This is a genomic window from Brevundimonas sp. GW822-FHT03E11 (genome assembly GCF_058801445.1).
In genome coordinates, this window is record NZ_JBXANG010000001.1 from 152,011 (window position 1) to 171,286 (window position 19,276).

Below are 19,276 nucleotides of genomic sequence, written 5' to 3' on the forward strand. Positions count from 1 at the left end.
AAATCCCGGCAGGGGCGCGGCTTCAGCCCGCGACCTTCTCCACCTGGCCGTATTCCAGCTCGACCGGCGTGGCGCGGCCGAAGATGGAGACGGCGACGCGCAGGCGGGCCTGTTCTTCGTCGACGCTCTCGACCGAGCCGTCGAAGCTGGCGAACGGACCGTCGATGACCTTGACCTTCTCGCCGATGTCGAAGCGGATGGTGGGCTTGGGACGTTCGACGCCCTCTTCCACCTGGCCGATGATGTTCTGGACCTCACGTTCCGAGACCGGCAGGGGCTTGGTGCCGCCAGCGGCGCCCAGGAAGCCGGTGACCTTCGGCGTGTTCTTGACCAGGTGATAAGCCTGGTCGGTCATTTCCATCTTCACCAGCACATAGCCGGGGAAGAACTTGCGTTCCGAGTTCACCTTGCGGCCGCGACGGATCTCGACGACATCCTCGGTCGGCACCAGGATTTCGGAGAAGGCGTCTTCCAGCCCCTGTTGCTTGGCCTGCTCACGCAGTTGCTCCGCCACCTTCTTCTCGAAGTTCGAGTAGGCGTTGACGATATACCATTTGTGGCGCGGGTTGGCGGGCTTTGCGGGCGCTGCATCGGTCATGGGCGCGTCTTTCTCAGGATCCGAGAGCGATGATGTAGCGGAAGGCGAAACCAAGGCCGGTGTCCACGACCCAGAAGAAGATCGAGGCGATCACCACCATGATGAAGACCATCACCGAGGTGATCCAGGTCTCCTTGCGGGTCGGCCAGACGATCTTGCGGCCCTCGGCGCGAACCTGGCTGAAGAACTGCGCCGGGCTGGTGCGGGGCTTCTTGGGCTCGATCGGATCGACGACGACGGTGGCGCCGGCCGCGACGGCCTGGGGCTTGGAGCCGGCCTGGGGCCGCTTGCCGGGTGATTTGGCCTTGGCCATCAGTTGCTCTTCACACAATTGTTCCTGTCGCCCCAGATGGGTAGTCCCATCCGGAAGCGACAGGGGGGATTGGCAGGAGTTGGGGGACTCGAACCCACGACCCCCGGTTTTGGAGACCGGTGCTCTACCAGCTGAGCTAAACTCCTAGACAATCGCGCGAACCGTCCGGCCCGCGCGTTCGCCAGAGGGGGGCGTATGCCCCACGCCGCCCGTCATTTCAAGGGCGATGTCGCAGTTCCGCTTCAGTCTTCCAGATGGGCGGCGATGGCTTCCCGCTCGGCCTCGGCCTTCACCAGTTCCTTGAAGATCAGCTTGTCGATGCGGCGGTCGTCCATATCGACCACCTCGACCTCGAATCGGCCGACCTGCAGAATCTCGCCCTCGTCCGGGACGCGCGAAATCTGATGCAGAATCAGGCCCGCGACGGTGTGGAAACCCTCATGCTCGCCGAAGTCCTCGCCCAGGGTATCGGCGAGATCGTCGAGATCGGTCTGTCCGTCCACCAGCCAGCTGCCGTCTGGGCGCTGATGAATCCAGGCGTCGTCTTCATCGTGGCCCTCGTTGAAGTCGCCCGCGATCATTTCCAGAATGTCGGTGGCGGTGACGACGCCTTCGAAGGCGCCGAACTCATCGACGATGAAGGCCATATGAACCCGGGACCCCTTCAGGATCTCCAGGGCCTTCAGGACCGAGGTCGATTGGGGAATAAAGGCCGGTTCGGCCACCAGGGGTTCGATGTCGAACGTGCCGTCGGTCAGCAGGGCGTCCAGCAGATCCTTCTTGTGCACCACCCCAAGGGGATTATCGACGTCGCTCTCACGCGCCACCACGATCCGGGAATAGGGGCAGGTGCGGATCTCTTCGCGCAACACCGCCTCGGGATCGTCCAGGGCGATCCAGAAGACTTCGTGGCGCGGCGTCATGGCCACCCGCACGGGCCGGTCGCCCAGGCGCAGGATTTCCTCGATCATCACCTGTTCTTCGGGCTCGATCAGGCCAGCGGAGGTGCCTTCGGCCAGGATCGTCGCCACCTCTTCCTGGGTGACGTCCGAACCGTCACGATCCTTGACGCCCAGAATCTTCAGAATGCCCGAGGTCGAGGCCGTCAGCAGCAGAACAAAAGGTTTCAGAGCGACGGCCAGGGTGGAGATGGGCGCGGCCATCTTCGCCGCAATGGTTTCAGGGAAGATGAGGGCCAGCCGCTTGGGCACCAGTTCGCCGACGATCAGCGAAACATAGGTGATGCAGACCACGACCAGGGCCGTGGACACGATTTCCGTGTAGGCCGACAGGGCCGGGAAGCTGACTTCCAGAATATGGTCCAGTTCGGCGGCGATGGTGGCCTGACCATAGGCGCCGGCCAGAATGCCGATCAGGGTGATGCCCACCTGGACCGCCGACAGGAACTGCGTCGGCTCCTCTGACAGTTTCAGCGCCTTGCGCGCCCCGCGATCGCCTTTTTCAGCCCGGCTTTGGAGGCGGGATTTTCGCGAGGAGACCACGGCCAACTCGGTCATGGCGAACAGGCCGTTGAGCACCACAAGGAGCAGAACGACGGCAATAGCGATGAGTAACATCTAGGGGTTTTTGGGGACCGACGCGGCGCGACATTCGGCGTCCGCGCGCCTATACTATGACAGGTTGGCGCGCGACGCCACGTTTTCCTTGATCTTCAGCCGGTCCGGCCGACCTCTATCGCCCCATAGGCGCCGGACGTCGAGGCGCGACCGGCGTCATGGGCGCCGGCGCAGGCGCTCATGCCCAAAAGCGTGCCGATGAACAGTCCGGTGCGAAGCGCGCGTCGCATAAGGTTACCAATCGCTTAATACTGACGACCGTCATAAACGATGGATTAAGATTTGGTTCAAGCCGACACCCGCCGGAAGCGAAAAAGAGACGCCACAGCCCGAGCGGCGTCTACAGGATCGAGATGCAGACCATGGATTCCCTCGTCGCCACAGACGGCGCCGCCCTTCCGCCCGGCGCCCTGTCCTCTCCGGCGGCGCGTCGCAACGCCGCGCCGATTCTCGGCGTGCTGAAGGCCCATATGCCCAAGAAAGGCCGCGTGCTGGAGGTCGCCGCCGGATCGGGCGAGCACGCCCTGATCTTCGCCTGCGCCCTTCCCGGCGTGACCTGGACGCCCAGTGATCCGAGCCGTGAGGCGCGCGACAGCATCGACGCCTGGCGGCGGGATGGACCGTCGAATCTGCGGAAGCCCCTTCCGCTGGACGCCGCCGACCCGGCGACATGGCCCCCGACGGCGGGTCCCGAAACGGCTTGGGATGCGGTCTATTGCGCGAACATGGCGCACATCAGCCCCTGGTCGGCGACCGAGGGGCTGATGGTTCTGGCGGGACGGATGCTGCGCGGCCCCGGCGGTCTCTTGGCGCTTTACGGCCCCTATCGCGAGGCCGACCTCCCCCTGTCCCCGTCGAACGCCGCCTTCGACGAGAGTCTGAAGGCGCGAAACCCGAGCTGGGGCTTGAGGGCGCGCGAGGACGTGGAGGATCTGGCCCGGTCGCAGGGGCTGGTCGCGACGCGCCGGGTCCAGATGCCGTCGAACAATCTGATGCTGCTGTTCAGGCGCGCCTGATCAGAGGGCGGCGACCACGGCCGCCAGATCCGGACGGGCGTTCACCAGCTGGACCTGTTCGCCGTTGAACAGGGCGCCGGGCGCCTGTGCGGCCACGCCGAAACGATCGGCCGCCACATCCACGCCGTCGGCGAATGCGATCACGGGCAGTTGGTTTGCCCGCGCCAGATCGATCAGAGCCCGAACGGCCGCCAGGCCCGTCGCGTCCTGCGCGCCGCCCGGCACGATCAAACCCTTCAAACGCCCCTCGGCGATGTCGGATGCGGTTGCGGTCGCCAAGACCGTCACCCCGCCCGCAACCAAACTGGCGTCGCCGGTCGAAATGGGCGCCAGTCCCACGCCTTCAGCCCGCAGTGCGCCCTCGACATCGCCCATTTCACCGAAGTCCATGTCCCGGCGCATCACCAACCCCATCCGAAGACGGGTGGGCACGGGACGACTATAGCTCGAACGACGAGGACCGGAGGAAGATTTACGTTGTGCGTACAAGACGTCTCCTTTTCAATTTCAATATGTCATCAGATCGCGTCGCCGAATCCGAAGACGCTTCTGGAAAATTTCCAGAGAAACGAAAATGATCGGGATCGGCCGTGGCCGCCCCGCAATCTGCATCGTTTGTGGAATGAGGTCTGATATAGTCGGATCGTCGGCAATATCAACCTTCGCCGGCTCGGAACGTCCTGATCATGGTCATTCACGACCCCCGCGATTTTCTCATACGGCCGCCCCGCCTGGAGCCTGATGCGGTGAGGAGGAACGGCTTCGCGGTTCCGTCCGAAGCGGTCATGCTCTAGACAGCCGCATCCTTTGACGACGGACCGTAATGGCTTTTTCCCGCACCTATGACGGCGACGCGCCGGTCCGGATCAACAAGTGGCTGGGCCAGACCGGCGTCTGTTCGCGCCGGGAGGCCGAGAGCCTGATCGCAGACGGACTGGTGACCATCGACGGAGAGGTGGTGCGAGACGCAGGCCGCAAGATCGAGCCGGGCCAGACCCTGACCCTGAACGACACGGCCCAGTCGGCCCTGGCGGCGGGCATGACCATACTGCTGCACAAGCCGGTCGGCTATGTCTCGGGCCAGCCTGATCCCGGCAAGATCCCGGCCGTGCGGCTGTTGAAGGCCCCCAACCGCGTCGGCGAGGGCGAGGTCCCGGCGCGCGACGCCTCCCTGCCCCCGATCGGCCGGCTGGACGAGGATTCGCGCGGCCTGCTGCTGCTGTCGTCGGACGGGGTGGTGGCCAAGGCGGTGATCGGGCCGCAGTCCGAACTGGACAAGGAATATCTGGTGGTCGTCGACGGCCAGATCACCGAGGCCAAGCTGGGCAAGCTGCGCCACGGACTGGAGCTGAACGGCAAGCCGCTGAAGCCCGCCCGCGTCACCCAGATCGAACCCCAGCGACTGCGCTTCATCCTGACCGAAGGCAAATACCGCCAGATCCGCCGAATGTGCGAACTGGTCGGGCTGGAGGTCACAGACCTGTACCGCATCCGCGTGGGGCCGCTGTTGCTGGGCGACCTGCCCGAGGGCCGATGGCGTCACCTGACGCCGGACGAGCGCGAGGCGCTGATCCGGCAGTCAGCCGGGAACTGATACGCCCGCCAAACCGGCCAAGCGGGTCAGCTCCGCCACATGGTCGGCGAAGGCCTTGCGCCCCGACCCCGTCAGCGCCAGCCAGGTGCGCTGCCGCCCGCCCAAGGCCGCCTTGCGCAGCTTCACATAGCCGGCCTCTTCCAGCTGTTTGACGTGTTTGGACATGACGGAATCGGACACGCCGATCCCGTCGCGGACCACGCCGAACTCGACCTCGTCCGCCGCCGACAGCATGGCGCAGATCTGCAGACGGCCGGGGGCGTGGATGACGGCGTCCAGGACCGGGGCGCTCACGGTCGCGTCACCGTTTCTGCGCGATAAACCCGCATCCAAAGGCGCGAGAAGACCAGAGCGAGGACAAAGGCGGCGGCAATCAGCGGCAGAACCCAGACATACTGGCCCGTCCGTCCATAATAGACGCTGGCCAGGGCCAGAACGAGGAAGACGACGCCCAGGGCGATGGCGATCCAGCGTGCGCGGCGTGGCGACAGGCCGGTGACGCTGACGCCGGTCTTCTCGGACCATCGCCGCCAAAGGATGGCGAAGGCCAGGGTCGCTGCTGCCGAGGCCAATACGTTGAAGGGCATCGGCGCAGCCTGGCCGCCGACAAAGGCGGCCGCGACCGCCGAATAGACGAGGTCATAGGACCAGGAACTCTTGCCGACGCGCTCGCGCACCAGGTCCTGGGAACGCCGGATCTCGGCCAGCATCTGTTCGTGGGTTTCAGGGTCGTTCTGGGACATGGCGGCTTTCTCACTTTCCACAATGGAAAATGATGGAGACTTTCCATATCGTCAAGTCATAAGTTTCCAAATTGGAAAATCAACCCAGCGCCTCGAACCACCGCTGGAGCAGTTCGGCCTCGGCCCGGCGCGCCTCGGTGCGTTCCGCAGCCTCTGCATCGACGCCCCACTGCTCCTCCTGAAACTGCTCATCGATCCGCGACAGGTCGAAGGCGACGCCGCCCTCCAGAGCGCCCTGCTCCAGCGCCAGGGCCAGGACCGCCGAACCGAACAGGGGCACGGCGGTCGCCAGGCCGGTCAGGCGGAAGTCGTCCAGCGACAGGGCGTGGGCCTTCACCCGGGCGACGGCCTCGGGCGACTGGGGCTGGTGAACGATGCCGGAGACGGGCGCCAGGACCACCCCCATCTCGCGCGCCGCCCAATCGCGCCACGGCCCCCATTCGCGCGTCTGACGCTCGACCAAGGGGGTGGGGTGTTCAGCCAGATAGCAGACCACGTCGGAGCCGGCGTAGGCGGCGATCTCGTCCGCCACCGCCTCGCGCGCCTGGCCGATCCGGTCGATGGCGGTCGAGGCCAGACGGGTGGCGGGCATGGTCGAGGGCTCGACCACCTCGCCCTGTGCGGCCCACTCGTCGGCGACGAGCCGGGCGGCGGCCTCAGTCGGCAGCACCAGGGGCGCCTTGGCGGGGGTCTTGGGCGTACGCCCGTCCAGCAGCACGGCCCAGCCGCCGTCGGAATGGGGGCCGACGGTCACATCGCTCCAGAAGCGGCGCACCGTCTCCTGGGCCTCGCGAAAGCCCTTGCGGGCGGCGACGATGGGGTCGAGCGGCGGAATATGGCTCATCGAATTCTCTTCACGCCCAGGAAGGGATCGTCTTCGGCCTCGTCCTCGGAGAAGCCGAAATGGGCGAAGCCGGCCTTCATTTCGGGGCTGAGCGGCGCGGTGACCTTCAGCAGGCCGCCGCGCGGGTGGTCCAGTTCGATGCTGCGGGCGTGGAGCTGAAGCTTCAGCGGGCCGGACAGTTCGCGGGACTTGTCGTCGCCGTATTTGGGATCGCCCAGGATCGGATGGCCGATACCGGCCATATGGGCGCGCAGCTGGTGGGTGCGGCCGGTGAAGGGGCGCAGGGCCATCCAGGCGGCGCGATCGGAGGCGCGGGAGATGGTGCTGAAGGCCGTCTCGGCCGGTTCGGCCTTGGGATCCTTGCGATCGGCCGGGCGCATCATCTCGAAGTCGTTGATGCCGGTCTTCTTCAGCGGCATGTCGATCTGGCCCGAATAGGGTTTCGGATTGCCGATGACGATGGCCCAATAGGTCTTCTTGGCCTGACGGCGGGCGAAGGCCCCGGCCAGACGCTTGGCCGCCTCAGGCCCCTTGCCCAGCAGGAGGACGCCGGAGGTGTCGCGGTCCAGGCGGTGGACCAGGCGCGGCCGCTCCATCCCCTCGCCCCAGGCTCCCAACAGGCGGTCCACGTGACGGCTGGTCTTGGTGCCGCCCTGGACGGCCAGGCCATGCGGCTTGTTCAGGGCGATGACCATGTCGTCCTCATAGAGGACCAGAGACTTGGCGAAGGCGATGTCGCGTTCAGACAGGGTGTGGGGATCGCCGGCCTGGCGCGAGGTGTCGTCGGGGATCGGCGGCACGCGCACGGCGGCGCCGGCGGTCAGACGGCCCTCGGGCTTGATACGGGCGCCGTCCACGCGAATCTGGCCGCTGCGGGCCATCTTCTGGACCTGGATGTTGGACAGGTGGGGCCAACGCCTGCGGAACCAGCGGTCCAGCCGGATGCCGTCCTCGTCTTCCGCCACATAGAGGGTCAGGACTTCGCGCTTGGGCGCGTCTGCGGGCGGTTGGTCGGTCAAAGGGCGGCTCCGAAAGCGCGGCGGGCGACCATCAGGCCGATAAAGAGAGCGGCGACGGCCAGGATCACCGAACCGACCACATAGGCGGCGGCCAGGGCGTAATCTCGGCGTTCGATCATCATCACCGCCTCCAGCGAATAGGAGGAGAAGGTGGTGAACCCGCCCAGCACGCCGACAGCGGCGAACAGGCGGATCGTCTCCTGATGCGCTCCGCCCTTGAAGGCCAGCCAGCCGACCAGCAGGCCCATGGCCAGGCCGCCCAGGAGATTGGCCGTGAAGGTGCCCATCGGCCAGGCCGTATTGGGCGCCAGCCGCGCGGCGAGGAGACCCAGGCCGAAGCGCGCCATGGACCCCAGGGCGCCGCCGGCGGCGACGAGAAGAAACCGTGTCATGATCCGGGCCTATATACGCCGCCGCCGCCGAAAGCGAAGTCTCCCTGCCCTCGCCGCCCGTCTGACCGAAACTTCACTTGCCCTCGGACGTGGTTAACGGCGATATCCGAAACAGCCTAGTTCAGGTCGGGGATGTTTCATGTCGCAGGAAGACAGCCAGAGCCCGGCGATCACGCCGACGATGACCCCGCCGCCGCCCGTCGTCGAACCCGAAGCGCCGGCGGCCGAGCAGCCGCACGATCTGGCCGAAGCCCCGGCGGAGGCCCCGCGCGCCGCGCCGCCGACGCCGACCCCCAGCGACACCCCCGCCATATCGGACGAAGGGGTTCTGCGCCCGATCCAGGAAAGCGACTATTTCACCCTGGACGACGCGGCGATCGCGCGCATCTCCGGCAACATCGACCTCTATTTCAACCAGCCCCTCGACATCTTTCCCTTCTGGGAAAACGAGAAGAAGCCCGACCGCTTCCACGTCCTGTTCTCACGCCAGATCGAGGAGCGGTTTCCGGCGGATCGCGACATCCGCGGCCGGGTTCACGCCTATGGGCGGCGCATCTTCCGCGCCCTGTGCGTCCATGTGGGTATCAAGCGGCTGACCCAGGCCCTGGCCCTGATCGCCTTCGCCGTCCTGGCCGAGATGGGGCCGACCCTGTTCGCCGAATGGGCGGGCGGCCAGCCGGCCGGTCTGGGTCTGGGGGTGCTGGCCATGCTGGCGACGGGCGGGATCTTCTTCGGCGTCTCGACCATACTGTTCATCCAGTACCGGTTCCGGCTGGAGAACGACTCCTATGAGCTGTCGCGCGAGATCGTGCAGCGAACGCGGGAGCTGCAAAACCTGTTCACCAACGCCCGCGCCCTGTCGGACCAGGCGGAGACCACCTATCAGATGGACGGCAAGGCCTGGGGCCAGCGCGCCCTCTATCTGACGCGTCTGGTCATGTGGATCGGGGCGCGGATGGAGTATCTGGAGAAGTTCATCCAGATGGAGCTGTGGCGTGTGCGGCGCGAACGCTACTGGATGCGCTGGTTCGGGCGGATCACCACCCCGGCGGTTCTGTTGATCTGGCTCATCGCCTTCGCCCTCTTTCCGGCGCCGCAGGCGAACGAGGTCGGGTTCCGCGTCCTTCAACTGGTCGCCGTCGTTCTGGCGTTCGGCGTGTCCTGGCTGTCCTACTTCCGCTGGCAGACCCCGGCAAACGCCATTCAGGACAAGCTGGGCGCTGACGGCTGGGTCCGCTACGCCTCGCTGGACGTGGACAACACGGTCGGCGACCAGGTGCGGCGCGACAAGGAACGGCTTGTCGAATACCGCGCCCTGACCAGGGGGCGCTGATCAGCGTGGGATGGAGGCCTGGACCGAGCGGGCGTCATAGGCGTTCGGACGGTCGGGCTTCTGACCCCGTCCCATGACGATCTCCAGAGAAGTCGAGGTCGGGCTGGGGCCGCTGAAATTCAGGCCCAGGCCGACGCCGACGCCCGAGGCGGAATAGCCGCCGTACCGGCTGGAGCCGCCGCCGATGGAGACGCTGGGCCGCACCCCGCCCGCGCCGCCGGGACGACCGTCGGTCCAGCTCTGGGTCACCTCGAACCAGTCATAGCCCTGTTCGGTCGTCAGGTCGGCGGCCCGCAACAGGGCGAAGTCGGCTACGGCGCCGGGGGCGCCCACGCCGTTGTAGGTCACCCGATAGCGGTTCGATTCGATCCTCTGGTCGGAATAGCCCTGACCGCCCGGCCCGCGCTGGGCGCCGTAGGGCGCCAGACTGGCGCAGGCCGCAAGCGCCAAGGTCGAGGCGGCGAGGCTGAGAACGGCGAGGCGCTTCATGGCGGGGTCTCCTTTGGCTGAGATAGCGTTGTTTGAGCCGGAGCGTTCCGTCCAGAGGCCCAGACTAGAGGCCCCGACTACAGGCCAAGCGCCGCGCGCAAACCCGCAAAGTCGGCGGGCGGCGGCGCCTCGACCGTGGTGGTCCCGCCTTCGGGATGGGGGAAGCTCAGCTTGGCGGCGTGCAGCATCAGGCGCGGCGCCGGCCCGACCTCTGTCGTCAGGGCGCCGCCATAGCGGACGTCGCCGATCAGCGGACGGCCCAGATGGGCCATATGGACCCGCAGCTGGTGCATCCGCCCGGTCAGCGGCTCCAGCTCGACCACCGCGCCCTGATCATTGGCGGCCAGGGTCCGATAGCGGGTCTGCGCCCCTTGGGCGCCGGGCGCGTCGAAGGCGACGACCCGCATATAGGACTCGCGCCCGATCTCCTCGCGCCGCAACGGGGCGTCGATGGAGCCGGATTTCGGGTCCGGCGCGGCGGACAGCAGGGCCAGATACTGTTTGCGGAACCGCCGCATCTGCAAGGCCTTGCCCAAAAAACCCGCCGCCGGCTTGGTCTTGGCCGCCAGGATCACGCCCGAGGTGTCGCGATCCAGCCGATGCACCAGTTCCGGCCGCTTTCCGTTGGACCGGACGAAGGCCCACAGCAGATCGTCCAGCGTATGGGCCTTGATGCGCCCGCCCTGGCTGGACAGGCCGGACGGCTTGGAAAAGGCGATGAGATGGGCGTCCTCGTGGATCACCCAGGACCGGACGGCGGCGATCTCATCCTCGGACAGGGCGACGGGGGTGCGGGCGGTCATTGGGGGCTTCTAGAGGTCAGTCCCCCGCCCCGTCCACCGCCGCCTCTTTCGCCATTCGCGCCCGCATCTCGGCCCAGCGTTCCAGCCGCGCCTTGATCTTCTCCTCATGCCCCTCGCCCTTGGGCCTGTAGAAGGTGCGGCGCTCCATCTCGTCGGGGAAGAAGTCGGCGCCCGAGAAGCCCTCGGGCGTGTCGGGGTCGTACTGGTAGCCCTTGCCGTAGCCGAGTTGCTTCATCAGCTTGGTCGGGGCGTTGCGGATATGGGCGGGCGGCGCCAGCGAGCCGGTCTCATAGGCCGCCTTCTTCGCCGCCTTGAAGGCTTCGTACACCCCCACCGACTTGGGCGCAGTGGCCAGGTGGACCACGGCCTGGGCCAGGGCCAGTTCGCCCTCCGGGCTGCCCAGGAAATCATACGCATCCTTGGCGGCGTTGGCGACCAGGATCGACAGGGGGTCCGCCTCGCCGATGTCCTCGACCGCCATCCGCACGATGCGCCGCGCCAGATACAGCGGATCTTCGCCCCCATTCAGCATTCGCGCCAGCCAGTAGAGGGCCGCGTCCGGGTCCGACCCCCGCACCGATTTATGCAGGGCGGATATGAGGTTGTAGTGTTCTTCTCGCGACTTGTCGTAAGCGGGCGCGCGGCGTTGCAGCACCCCCGCCAGCCCTTGCACATCCAGGGTCTCGCCCTTGGGCAGGTCGAACAACACCTCTGACATGGTCAGCAGATAGCGGCCGTCGCCGTCGGCCAGGGCCAGCATGGCCTGACGCGCCTCGGGCGACAGAGGCAGGGCGCGCTCCATATGGGCCTCCGCCCGCTGCAACAGTTGATCCAGCGCCGCGTCGTCCAACCGCTTCAGCACATAGACCTGGGACCGCGACAGCAGCGCCCCGTTCAGTTCGAAACTGGGGTTCTCGGTCGTGGCCCCCACCAGGGTCACGATCCCCGCCTCGACGAAGGGCAGGAAGCCGTCCTGCTGGGCGCGGTTGAAGCGGTGGATCTCGTCGACGAACAACAGGGTGCTCTGCCCCGCCGCTCGCCGCATCCGCGCCGCCTCGAACGCCTTCTTCAGGTCGGCGACGCCGGAGAAGACGGCGCTGATCGACTGGTATTCATAGCCCGCCGCCTGGGCCAGCAGCCGGGCGATGGTGGTCTTGCCGGTGCCGGGCGGACCCCACAGGATCATCGAGCCCAGCCGCCCCGCCTCGATCATCCGCCGGATCGGCCCGCCCTGCCCCAACAGATGATCCTGGCCCACCACCTCCTCCAACGTGCGCGGTCGCAGCCGGTCCGCCAGGGGGGCGTCGGGGGGCAATATGCCGGAGGCTTCGAAAAGATCGCTCATTGCGACCTATGTAGTCGTGCCTAAAGCGGTTTTCACCCGTTAGTATGGGTCAGCGCCACAGAGAGCCCTTATGACCGACGCCCATCCGAACCAAGGCCCGACTGGCGGCCTGACCCCGCACCTGACCATTCCGTCGCGGGGCGCCGCCGCCGCCGTCGATTTCTACACCATCGCCTTCGGCGCGGAAGTGCTGGATCGGCGGCTGGCGGACGACGGGGAACGGTTGATGCACGCCCATCTGAGGATCAACGGCGCCAGCCTGATGCTGAACGACGAGTTCCCGGAATATACGGGCAGCCAGGACGTCCGCCCCGCCGGCGTCACCCTGCACCTTCAGGTCGACGACCCGGACGCCTGGTGGACCCGCGCCCTGACCGTCGGGGGCGCAGAACCGGTTTTGGACATGGCGAACCAGTTCTGGGGCGACCGCTACGGCGTCCTGCGCGACCCCTTCGGCCACACCTGGTCGATCGGCGGGCCGACGAAGGGCTGAGACGATCAGGCTCTCCCCGGTCCGGTCGGCGGGAGACCTCGCAGCGCTCGATCCCCAGCCCTCCGCCTGCCGGCCATCCCTGGGTTTCTCGTCCAATGTCGCGAAAACCCGCTCCTTGTTTCAACGGCTTGCGGCTTCGCCCGTCGAACTACCCGGCGCCCCTCCCGAGGGCCCTATAATGACGCCCGGTCTTTGACATCGCAGAAGGAGCAGAGCGCGGCGGCAGCCGGACAGTCCGATCAGCGTCCGGCCATTTCTCATTAGATAACAAAACCCGTCGGACAGATCGGACACATCGGACACCTTTTTTTCGTGTCCGATCGGACGGACGTCTCAGTATTCGGCGCGCCGCTGCCGGCCGAGCCCAGGCCTCAGCCCGCTCCTGGCCCCATCCTCGGACAGCCCAATCGGCGTCGGGGAAATTCCCCCCGCAAAAACAAAGGCCGTCGGACAGATCGGACACATCGGACACCTTTTTTCGCGTCCAATGGCGGAGCGGCCTAGCGCAGAACGCCTCGGATTTGCCGACCGCCGCGATTGATGACCACCTCCCACGGGCCGCGACCGGCCCCGGCGGCTTCGACGTCGCGCGCCGTGGCGATGGGGCGACCGTTGATGCTGACGATCAGGTCGTTCTGGCGGAAGCCCGCACGCGCGGCGTAGCCCCGGCCGGATACGCCCGTGACGATGACGCCCGAAGCGAAAGGGTCGCCGCCCAGGCGGTCGGCCAGGGCCGGGTTCAGCGCCACGACCTCGGCGCCGGCGAAAGGTCCGGTCTGGATCATCACGCCATTGTCGGGATCAGCCTCGCCCGGCAGGGTTTGCACCCGCGCCGTCAGCGTCTGGGCCCGTCCGTCGCGCAGGATGGCCACCTGCACCTGATCATTGGGCGCGCGGGAGCCGATGCGGTAGTTCAGCCCGCCCTGGTCATTGATCTCCTGGCCGTCGATCGCCGTGATCACGTCGCCCTGACGCACTCCCGCACGGGCGGCGGGGCTGTTCGGATAGACGTCGGTGACCACCAGCCCCTGCGGGCGGGAAAGGCCCAGGCTGCCGGCGATGTCGCCGGTGACGGTGTCGCCCTTCACGCCCAGCCAGGGCCGCACCACCGTCTTGGCGCCGCCCAGGGCTGAATCCACCACCCGCTTGACCATGGCGGCCGGCACGGCGAAGCCGACCCCGGCCGACGAGCCCGAGCGCGAGAAGATGGCGGTGTTGATGCCGATCAGGTCGCCGTCCATGTCCACCAGCGCCCCGCCCGAATTGCCCGGGTTGATGGCCGCATCGGTCTGGATGAAGGAGCCTGAGTCGGAAATGCCCGTCTCGGTCCGGTTCAGGGCCGAGATGATGCCGTTGGTCACGGTCTGGCCCACGCCGAAGGGATTGCCGATGGCCAGGACCAGATCGCCGACCTGCTGTTCTTCCTGATCGTCGATGGCCAGGACCGGCAGGCGGTCGTTGACGTTCTCCAGCCGCAGCACGGCGATGTCGCTGCGCTCGTCAGCCAGGATGACGGTGGCGGGAAACTCGCGCCGATCGTTCAGCACGACCTTGATCTGCTGGGCGCCGTCGATGACGTGGTTGTTGGTCACCACGATCCCGTCAGAACGGACGATGACCCCCGACCCCACGGATTCGGCCACCCGCGCCTGGGGGATGCCGCCGCCGAAGAACTGGAAGAAGGGATCGACCTGAACCCGCTGCACGCTGCGCGCCGAAATATTGACCACAGCCGGAGCGGCCGAGCGCACCACAGGGGCGAAGCTGGACTTCATCCCCGCCGCATCGCTGGGGGCGGTGCGCGTGGGCTGGGCAAACTCGCCCTCCTGCGCCTTGGTCGAGGTGGGATTGCCGCAGGCCGAAAGGGCCAGGGCGGCGACGAGCACGATCGGTCGGGTCTTCATCGTCATCCAAGGAATGGAGGCTTCAAGCCGGGCTATACCGCATGGCTTTTCTGGCGGCATCAAGGCGATGGCGGTCAGACCGTCCAGCTCGGCTTGCGCTTGTCCAGAAAGGCGCGAACCCCCTCCTGCCCCTCGGCCGAGACGCGCGCCCGGGCGATCCGTCTGGCTGTATCGTCCATCAGGCCGTGATCGATCCTGTGGCCGGCGATGTCGTTGACCAGCCGCTTGGCCTCGCCCATGGCGCCGGGCGCATTGCCGCCCAGGCTGTCGGTCAACATGGTGATGAACTCATCGACCGACCCCTGGGGCAGGACCAGGTCGATCAGTCCCGCATGGGCGGCGTAGTCGGCGTCGAAACTGTTGGCGGTCAGGAAGAGTTGGCGGGCGCGGCGGGCCCCGACGGCCTCAATGACATAGGGGGCGATGGTGGCCGGGATCAGGCCCAGCTTGACCTCGGAAAAGGCGAAACGCGCCCCCTCCACCGCCACGGCCATGTCGCAGGCGGCGACGATTCCGGCCCCGCCGCCCATGGCCGCGCCCTCGACGACGGCGCAGGTCAGGGCGGGGACGTCGTGGAGGGCCTTCAGCATCCGCGCCAGCCCCAGTGCGTCGTCGCGATTGTCGGCCTCGGACCAGTCCGCCGCGTCACGCATCCAGTTCAGATCGGCCCCGGCGCTGAAGGTTCCGCCCGCCCCGCGAACGAAGACCGCGCGCACATGGTCGGCGCCGTGCAGGGTCTCGAACGCCTCATGCAGGGCGGCGATGGTGGCGGCGTCGAAGGCGTTCTTCTTTTCCGGCCGGTTGAGGGTGACGAAGACGACGCCGTCGGTGGTGGCGTCGATCCGAACCAGATCATCGTTCGCATCCGGCGCGGGGTCCGCGACCAGGGGATGGGCGATGCTGTTGATCTCCGCCGCCTCCGCGTCGGTGACGTCCAGAGCGTTGATGTCGGCGTCGTTCGGTTGATCGGCCATGTCTTGATCTCGGATATTCGATTTACGAGAGCCTAACGCGCTCCACGTCAAACGGAAACGCAACCCTCCTCGATTCGATCGCCAACTCGCTCAGCCTTCATGGGAAACTAGCCCGTGGAGTTGCCGCAATAGAAGGAGCTGGACCGACACGGCACGCCTGGCTGGGTGTTGAGGCCCATGGCGATGACTTCCAAAGTCAGACTGAAATACATATCGGGGCCGGTTATATTATAGGTGAACTGCGTGCCGGACACTGTTGTTGTCAGAATGCAGGCGTCGTTCCTATACAGGTTGAGCACATATGATGTGGCCTGTGGCACAGCCGCCCACGAGGCCGTAATCGGCGTGCGTGGATAGACGTAAGTCCCTGGCGAGAGACTCCAGTTCACGCCGGTGGTGGGAGGCAGTTGCGGAGCTTGATTGTCCCTCCACTGCACGATCGGCGACTGGCCGTCTTTCGTTTCGGAGGTCCAATACCAGTGGAATGCCGGCCCCTGCGGCCCGTTCTTGAGATAGTTTTGAATGAAGCCGGACACGGTGATGTTGGCGCCCCACAAGCCGTTGTAGAAAACCCATGCTGGGCCGTCATCGGAAATGAAGGTGAGGTTTGGCGCCGTGTCCCAGACTGGCCCCACATCGTCTGTATAATCGTTCGCCGTAAAGCCGGTCTCCGTCCTCATATGGACGCCGGCGGTCGTGTAAAGCTCATGGCTGTGCCAAGCCGCATAGCCGTTCAGACGAGGCACTTGGTCAAGCGTCAGGTCTGAAAAATTCGAAGATGTGACAATGTTGGGATCGCCATGGGCTTCATAATCGACATAGAGCAACGACACCTTGTCCTGATTGATCTTCACCTTGGCGGTGAGACGAATCCAGTCCCCTATGTGAGCGCCGAATCCGGAGCCCGAACCCAGCGGCCGTGAGGCGTAAGACGTCTGCGGACCCAGCCCCCCATTATATGCAAAGAAGCCGAAGTAAGAAATAAGATAGTAGTCGTCCCGCATTGCGATGCGGACGTACATCGGCGCGGTGATCGTTCTATTTGTAGGTCCATGCTGACCTAAGAACGTTTCGAGCTGATAGTTATAGAAATGAGGGTCGGATACGGGGATCACCGACGGAGACGAGGGGAGAAGCTCGCCTATATCGCTGAAATAACCTTGCCAAAGCGACACCCAGCTCCAATCAGCGACCGGTGCTGAGCCCGGCGCAGCCGGAAGAGGAAACAATGAAATATTGTCGATCTCTCCACCGCCGAAGGCAGTGCTGGAGGATCCCGCTTTCAACTTATCCGGAGTCATCGGCCCGGCGTCGAGAACCGACATGCCTGAGGGTAAGTCAGCGCCCCCGGATGAAAGTTCTCCGCTACCGCTGACCAACTGGCAGCGGCTGAGAAATGTCTCGACAGCTATCGGCCGATGCGGATCCTGAGAATGCAAGCGAAGGATTGGAGCCAGCTTGGCTGCAACTTGGGCAGGCGTAACCGTCGGCATAAAAGATCCCCAAATCTGATAGACCGACGATATGAGGCGCCCTGCGAGAAGTACAGCTGTCTTATGCTACATCCTAAACAGGCCGAAGGTCGTCTCCGGGATCGGGGCGTTCAGGCTCGCCGATATAGCCAAACCGAGCACATCCCGGGTTTGCGCAGGATCAATGACGCCGTCGTCCCACAGGCGGGCGGTGGCGTAATAAGGATTGCCCTCGTCCTCATACTTCTGGCGGATCGGCGCCTTGAAGGCTTCGGCCTCCTCGGGCGACCAGGTCTCGGCGTCGCGATGGACGGTGGCCAGGACGCTGGCCGCCTGTTCGCCGCCCATGACGCCGATCCGGCTGTTGGGCCAGGTGAAGAGGAAGCGCGGCGAATAGGCGCGGCCGCACATACCGTAGTTTCCGGCCCCGAAGCTGCCGCCGATCAGGACGGTGAACTTCGGAACCTCGGCCGAGGCGACGGCCGTCACCAGCTTGGCGCCGTCCTTGGCGATGCCGCCCGCCTCATACTTGCCGCCGACCATGAAGCCCGAGATGTTTTGCAGGAACAGCAGCGGAATCTTGCGCTTGCAGGCCAGTTCGATGAAGTGGGCGCCCTTCTGGGCGCTCTCGGAGAAGATGACGCCGTTGTTGGCCAGGATGGCGACCGGATAGCCCCAGATGCGGGCGAAGCCGCACACCAGGGTGGAGCCGTAAAGGGCCTTGAACTCGTCGAACTCCGACCCGTCGACCAGACGGGCGATCACCTCGCGCACGTCATAGGGCGCGCGGACGTCCTCCGGGATCAGCCCATACAGTTCGGCCGGATCGAAGGCCGGCGCGCGGGGTTCGCGCACATCCAGCTCCACGGCCTTGGTCGTGTTCAGATTGGCGACGATCGACCGCACGATCTCCAGCGCGTGTTCGTCGTTCTCGGCGACATGATCGACCACGCCCGAGCGGCGGCCGTGCGTTTCGGCCCCGCCCAGTTCCTCGGCCGAGATGACCTCGCCGGTGGCGGCCTTCACCAGCGGCGGGCCGGCCAGGAAGATGGCGCCCTGGTTCCGCACGATCACGGTCTCGTCCGACATGGCCGGCACATAGGCGCCGCCGGCGGTGGACAGGCCCATGACGCAGGCGATCTGGGCGACGCCCTTGGCGCTCATCCGCGCCTGGTTGAAGAAGATGCGGCCGAAATGGTCGCGGTCGGGAAACACCTCGGCCTGGTGCGGCAGGTTGGCCCCGCCGGAGTCGACCAGATAGACGCACGGCAGTCGGTTCTGCTCGGCGATCTCCTGGGCGCGCAGGTGTTTCTTCACCGTCATGGGGAAGTAGGCGCCGCCCTTCACCGTCGGGTCGTTGGCGACGATCATGACCTCGCGCCCTGAGACCCGCCCGATCCCGGCGATGACGCCGGCGCCCGGCGCTTCGCCGTCATACATGCCGTGGGCGGCCAGCTGCCCGATCTCGAGGAAAGGCGAACCGGGATCCAACAACCGCTCGACCCGATCCCGCGGCAGCAACTTGCCGCGGGCGACGTGACGCTCGCGCGCCTTGTCGGAGCCGCCGCGCGCGGCCTTGGCCACATGGTCGTGAAGTTCGGCGACCAGGGCGCTGTTATGCGCGTGCAGGGACTTGTACTTGGGGCTTTGCGGATCGACCGCTGACGTCAGCTTCGGCATGGGGGTGGTTTAGGGGCGGTTGGCGAAAAGCGCTAGTGAGTGAGACGTGCGCTGAGGCGCGCGCTGAAGGCTCGCCTCCTGCTCACAGGCGCTTTTCACCCCGACGCCCCGCCGTTCTTGCCAGTTCCCGCCTTTTCCCCTATACGCCCCCGCTTTCCAGGGCTTCGGTCCTGACGCGGAACGCCAAAGGGTTGGACAACCGGTCCCGCCGCCGCGCCAGGAGCCATCGTGGAGATCGACTTACCCGGTCGTTTCCGCGCCGACGCCTACAAGGGAGACTACCGCATGGCTCTTTACGAGCACACGGTCATGACGCGCCAGGACATCTCGGCGCAACAGGCCGAAGCGCTGAACGACACCATCAAGGACCTGATCGTGCAAGGCGGCGGCTCCGTCGCCAAGATCGAGTACTGGGGTCTGCGCAACCTGACCTACCGCGTGAAGAAGAACCGCAAGGCTCACTATTCGCTGCTGGCCGTCGACGCCCCTCCCGCCGCCATGGCCGAGGTCGAGCGTCAGCTGTCGATCAACGAAGACGTGCTGCGCTGGCTGACCGTCCGCGTCGAGGAACTGGACCTGGAACTGTCGCCGCTTCTGGCCCGCCGCGAGCGCGAACGCGAGCGTGAACGCGAGCGCACCCCGCGTGACGACGCCGACGCCGCTGACGCCGAATAAGGAAACCGGATC

At 66.1% G+C, this 19,276-nt stretch carries 22 protein-coding genes and 1 tRNA gene; 5 read left to right on the plus strand and 18 right to left on the minus strand.

Going from position 1 to position 19,276, the window contains the following annotated elements:
- Positions 1-22: 22 nt before the first annotated feature.
- The 5 genes from nusG to AC1RKE_RS00815 all read right to left on the minus strand — a co-directional run bounded on the left by nusG (position 23) and on the right by AC1RKE_RS00815 (position 2,718).
- The gene (gene nusG / locus AC1RKE_RS00795; protein WP_054765997.1) at positions 23-598 is read right to left on the minus strand and encodes a transcription termination/antitermination protein NusG; all 576 of its coding nucleotides are present in this window, start codon (positions 596-598) and stop codon (positions 23-25) included.
- 13 nt (positions 599-611) lie between these two features.
- Positions 612-911 carry a preprotein translocase subunit SecE gene (gene secE, locus AC1RKE_RS00800; RefSeq protein WP_182714526.1) on the minus strand — a complete coding sequence of 100 codons (300 nt, stop codon included), beginning with the start codon at positions 909-911 and terminating at the stop codon, positions 612-614.
- Positions 912-981: 70 nt separating this feature from the next.
- A tRNA-Trp gene (locus tag AC1RKE_RS00805) sits at positions 982-1,057 on the minus strand.
- A 96-nt stretch (positions 1,058-1,153) separates the two neighbouring features.
- Positions 1,154-2,488: a hemolysin family protein gene (locus AC1RKE_RS00810; protein WP_191554085.1), complete on the minus strand. Its 1,335-nt coding sequence runs from the start codon at positions 2,486-2,488 to the stop codon at positions 1,154-1,156.
- A 95-nt stretch (positions 2,489-2,583) separates the two neighbouring features.
- Positions 2,584-2,718 (minus strand): hypothetical protein, encoded by a 135-nt coding sequence (locus tag AC1RKE_RS00815; protein WP_255478917.1) that lies wholly within the window; start codon positions 2,716-2,718, stop codon positions 2,584-2,586.
- 132 nt (positions 2,719-2,850) lie between these two features.
- Between AC1RKE_RS00815 and AC1RKE_RS00820 the strand changes: the two genes are divergently transcribed.
- Positions 2,851-3,504: a DUF938 domain-containing protein gene (locus tag AC1RKE_RS00820; RefSeq protein ID WP_054766975.1), complete on the plus strand. Its 654-nt coding sequence runs from the start codon at positions 2,851-2,853 to the stop codon at positions 3,502-3,504.
- Here AC1RKE_RS00820 and AC1RKE_RS00825 read toward each other — a convergent pair whose 3' ends face one another.
- A complete protein-coding gene (locus tag AC1RKE_RS00825; RefSeq protein ID WP_007445689.1) occupies positions 3,505-3,906 on the minus strand; it encodes a hypothetical protein in 402 nt (133 codons plus the stop codon).
- Positions 3,907-4,327: 421 nt separating this feature from the next.
- On the opposite strand from AC1RKE_RS00825, the gene AC1RKE_RS00830 reads away from it, so the two are divergent.
- The gene (locus AC1RKE_RS00830; protein ID WP_152950537.1) at positions 4,328-5,098 is read left to right on the plus strand and encodes a pseudouridine synthase; all 771 of its coding nucleotides are present in this window, start codon (positions 4,328-4,330) and stop codon (positions 5,096-5,098) included.
- Here the strand turns inward: AC1RKE_RS00830 and AC1RKE_RS00835 are convergent.
- From AC1RKE_RS00835 to crcB, 5 genes are all read right to left on the minus strand, one after another.
- The gene (locus tag AC1RKE_RS00835) at positions 5,084-5,392 is read right to left on the minus strand and encodes a transcriptional regulator (RefSeq protein WP_227975960.1); all 309 of its coding nucleotides are present in this window, start codon (positions 5,390-5,392) and stop codon (positions 5,084-5,086) included. The genes AC1RKE_RS00830 and AC1RKE_RS00835 overlap by 15 nt on opposite strands.
- Complete coding sequence (locus AC1RKE_RS00840) at positions 5,389-5,841, minus strand: hypothetical protein (protein ID WP_227975961.1); 453 nt, start codon at positions 5,839-5,841, stop codon at positions 5,389-5,391. The genes AC1RKE_RS00835 and AC1RKE_RS00840 overlap by 4 nt, the downstream gene beginning before the upstream one ends.
- Positions 5,842-5,920: 79 nt before the next feature.
- On the minus strand, positions 5,921-6,685 hold the full coding sequence (locus AC1RKE_RS00845) for an ATP12 family chaperone protein (protein WP_287396098.1): 765 nt from the start codon (positions 6,683-6,685) through the stop codon (positions 5,921-5,923).
- On the minus strand, positions 6,682-7,704 hold the full coding sequence (locus tag AC1RKE_RS00850; RefSeq protein ID WP_336967283.1) for an RluA family pseudouridine synthase: 1,023 nt from the start codon (positions 7,702-7,704) through the stop codon (positions 6,682-6,684). The genes AC1RKE_RS00845 and AC1RKE_RS00850 overlap by 4 nt, the downstream gene beginning before the upstream one ends.
- Positions 7,701-8,096 (minus strand): fluoride efflux transporter CrcB, encoded by a 396-nt coding sequence (crcB, locus tag AC1RKE_RS00855; RefSeq protein ID WP_333897332.1) that lies wholly within the window; start codon positions 8,094-8,096, stop codon positions 7,701-7,703. Before crcB ends, AC1RKE_RS00850 begins: the two co-directional genes overlap by 4 nt.
- Before the next feature lie 139 nt (positions 8,097-8,235).
- Here crcB and AC1RKE_RS00860 point away from each other — a divergent pair, with 139 nt between their 5' ends.
- The gene (locus tag AC1RKE_RS00860; protein WP_333897334.1) at positions 8,236-9,429 is read left to right on the plus strand and encodes a hypothetical protein; all 1,194 of its coding nucleotides are present in this window, start codon (positions 8,236-8,238) and stop codon (positions 9,427-9,429) included.
- Here AC1RKE_RS00860 and AC1RKE_RS00865 read toward each other — a convergent pair whose 3' ends face one another.
- The 3 genes from AC1RKE_RS00865 to AC1RKE_RS00875 form a co-directional block, all read right to left on the minus strand.
- Complete coding sequence (locus tag AC1RKE_RS00865; RefSeq protein ID WP_054766006.1) at positions 9,430-9,918, minus strand: CC0125/CC1285 family lipoprotein; 489 nt, start codon at positions 9,916-9,918, stop codon at positions 9,430-9,432.
- A gap of 77 nt (positions 9,919-9,995) precedes the next feature.
- A complete protein-coding gene (locus AC1RKE_RS00870; protein WP_348684065.1) occupies positions 9,996-10,721 on the minus strand; it encodes an RluA family pseudouridine synthase in 726 nt (241 codons plus the stop codon).
- A gap of 16 nt (positions 10,722-10,737) precedes the next feature.
- Positions 10,738-12,066 (minus strand): replication-associated recombination protein A, encoded by a 1,329-nt coding sequence (locus AC1RKE_RS00875; protein ID WP_348684063.1) that lies wholly within the window; start codon positions 12,064-12,066, stop codon positions 10,738-10,740.
- Between the two features lie 70 nt (positions 12,067-12,136).
- Between AC1RKE_RS00875 and AC1RKE_RS00880 the strand changes: the two genes are divergently transcribed.
- Positions 12,137-12,559, plus strand: a complete 423-nt coding sequence (locus AC1RKE_RS00880; RefSeq protein WP_348684062.1) for a VOC family protein — start codon at positions 12,137-12,139, stop codon at positions 12,557-12,559.
- A 500-nt stretch (positions 12,560-13,059) separates the two neighbouring features.
- Here AC1RKE_RS00880 and AC1RKE_RS00885 read toward each other — a convergent pair whose 3' ends face one another.
- The 4 genes from AC1RKE_RS00885 to AC1RKE_RS00900 all read right to left on the minus strand — a co-directional run bounded on the left by AC1RKE_RS00885 (position 13,060) and on the right by AC1RKE_RS00900 (position 18,589).
- A complete protein-coding gene (locus tag AC1RKE_RS00885; protein ID WP_182714518.1) occupies positions 13,060-14,463 on the minus strand; it encodes a Do family serine endopeptidase in 1,404 nt (467 codons plus the stop codon).
- A gap of 74 nt (positions 14,464-14,537) precedes the next feature.
- Positions 14,538-15,437 (minus strand): enoyl-CoA hydratase-related protein, encoded by a 900-nt coding sequence (locus AC1RKE_RS00890; protein WP_182714517.1) that lies wholly within the window; start codon positions 15,435-15,437, stop codon positions 14,538-14,540.
- A 107-nt stretch (positions 15,438-15,544) separates the two neighbouring features.
- Complete coding sequence (locus AC1RKE_RS00895; RefSeq protein ID WP_152950545.1) at positions 15,545-16,762, minus strand: hypothetical protein; 1,218 nt, start codon at positions 16,760-16,762, stop codon at positions 15,545-15,547.
- A 234-nt stretch (positions 16,763-16,996) separates the two neighbouring features.
- Positions 16,997-18,589, minus strand: a complete 1,593-nt coding sequence (locus AC1RKE_RS00900; RefSeq protein ID WP_483458114.1) for a carboxyl transferase domain-containing protein — start codon at positions 18,587-18,589, stop codon at positions 16,997-16,999.
- A 285-nt stretch (positions 18,590-18,874) separates the two neighbouring features.
- Between AC1RKE_RS00900 and rpsF the strand changes: the two genes are divergently transcribed.
- Entirely contained in the window at positions 18,875-19,264 is a 390-nt protein-coding gene (rpsF, locus tag AC1RKE_RS00905) for a 30S ribosomal protein S6 (RefSeq protein WP_054766976.1), read from the plus strand.
- Positions 19,265-19,276 lie beyond the last annotated feature (12 nt).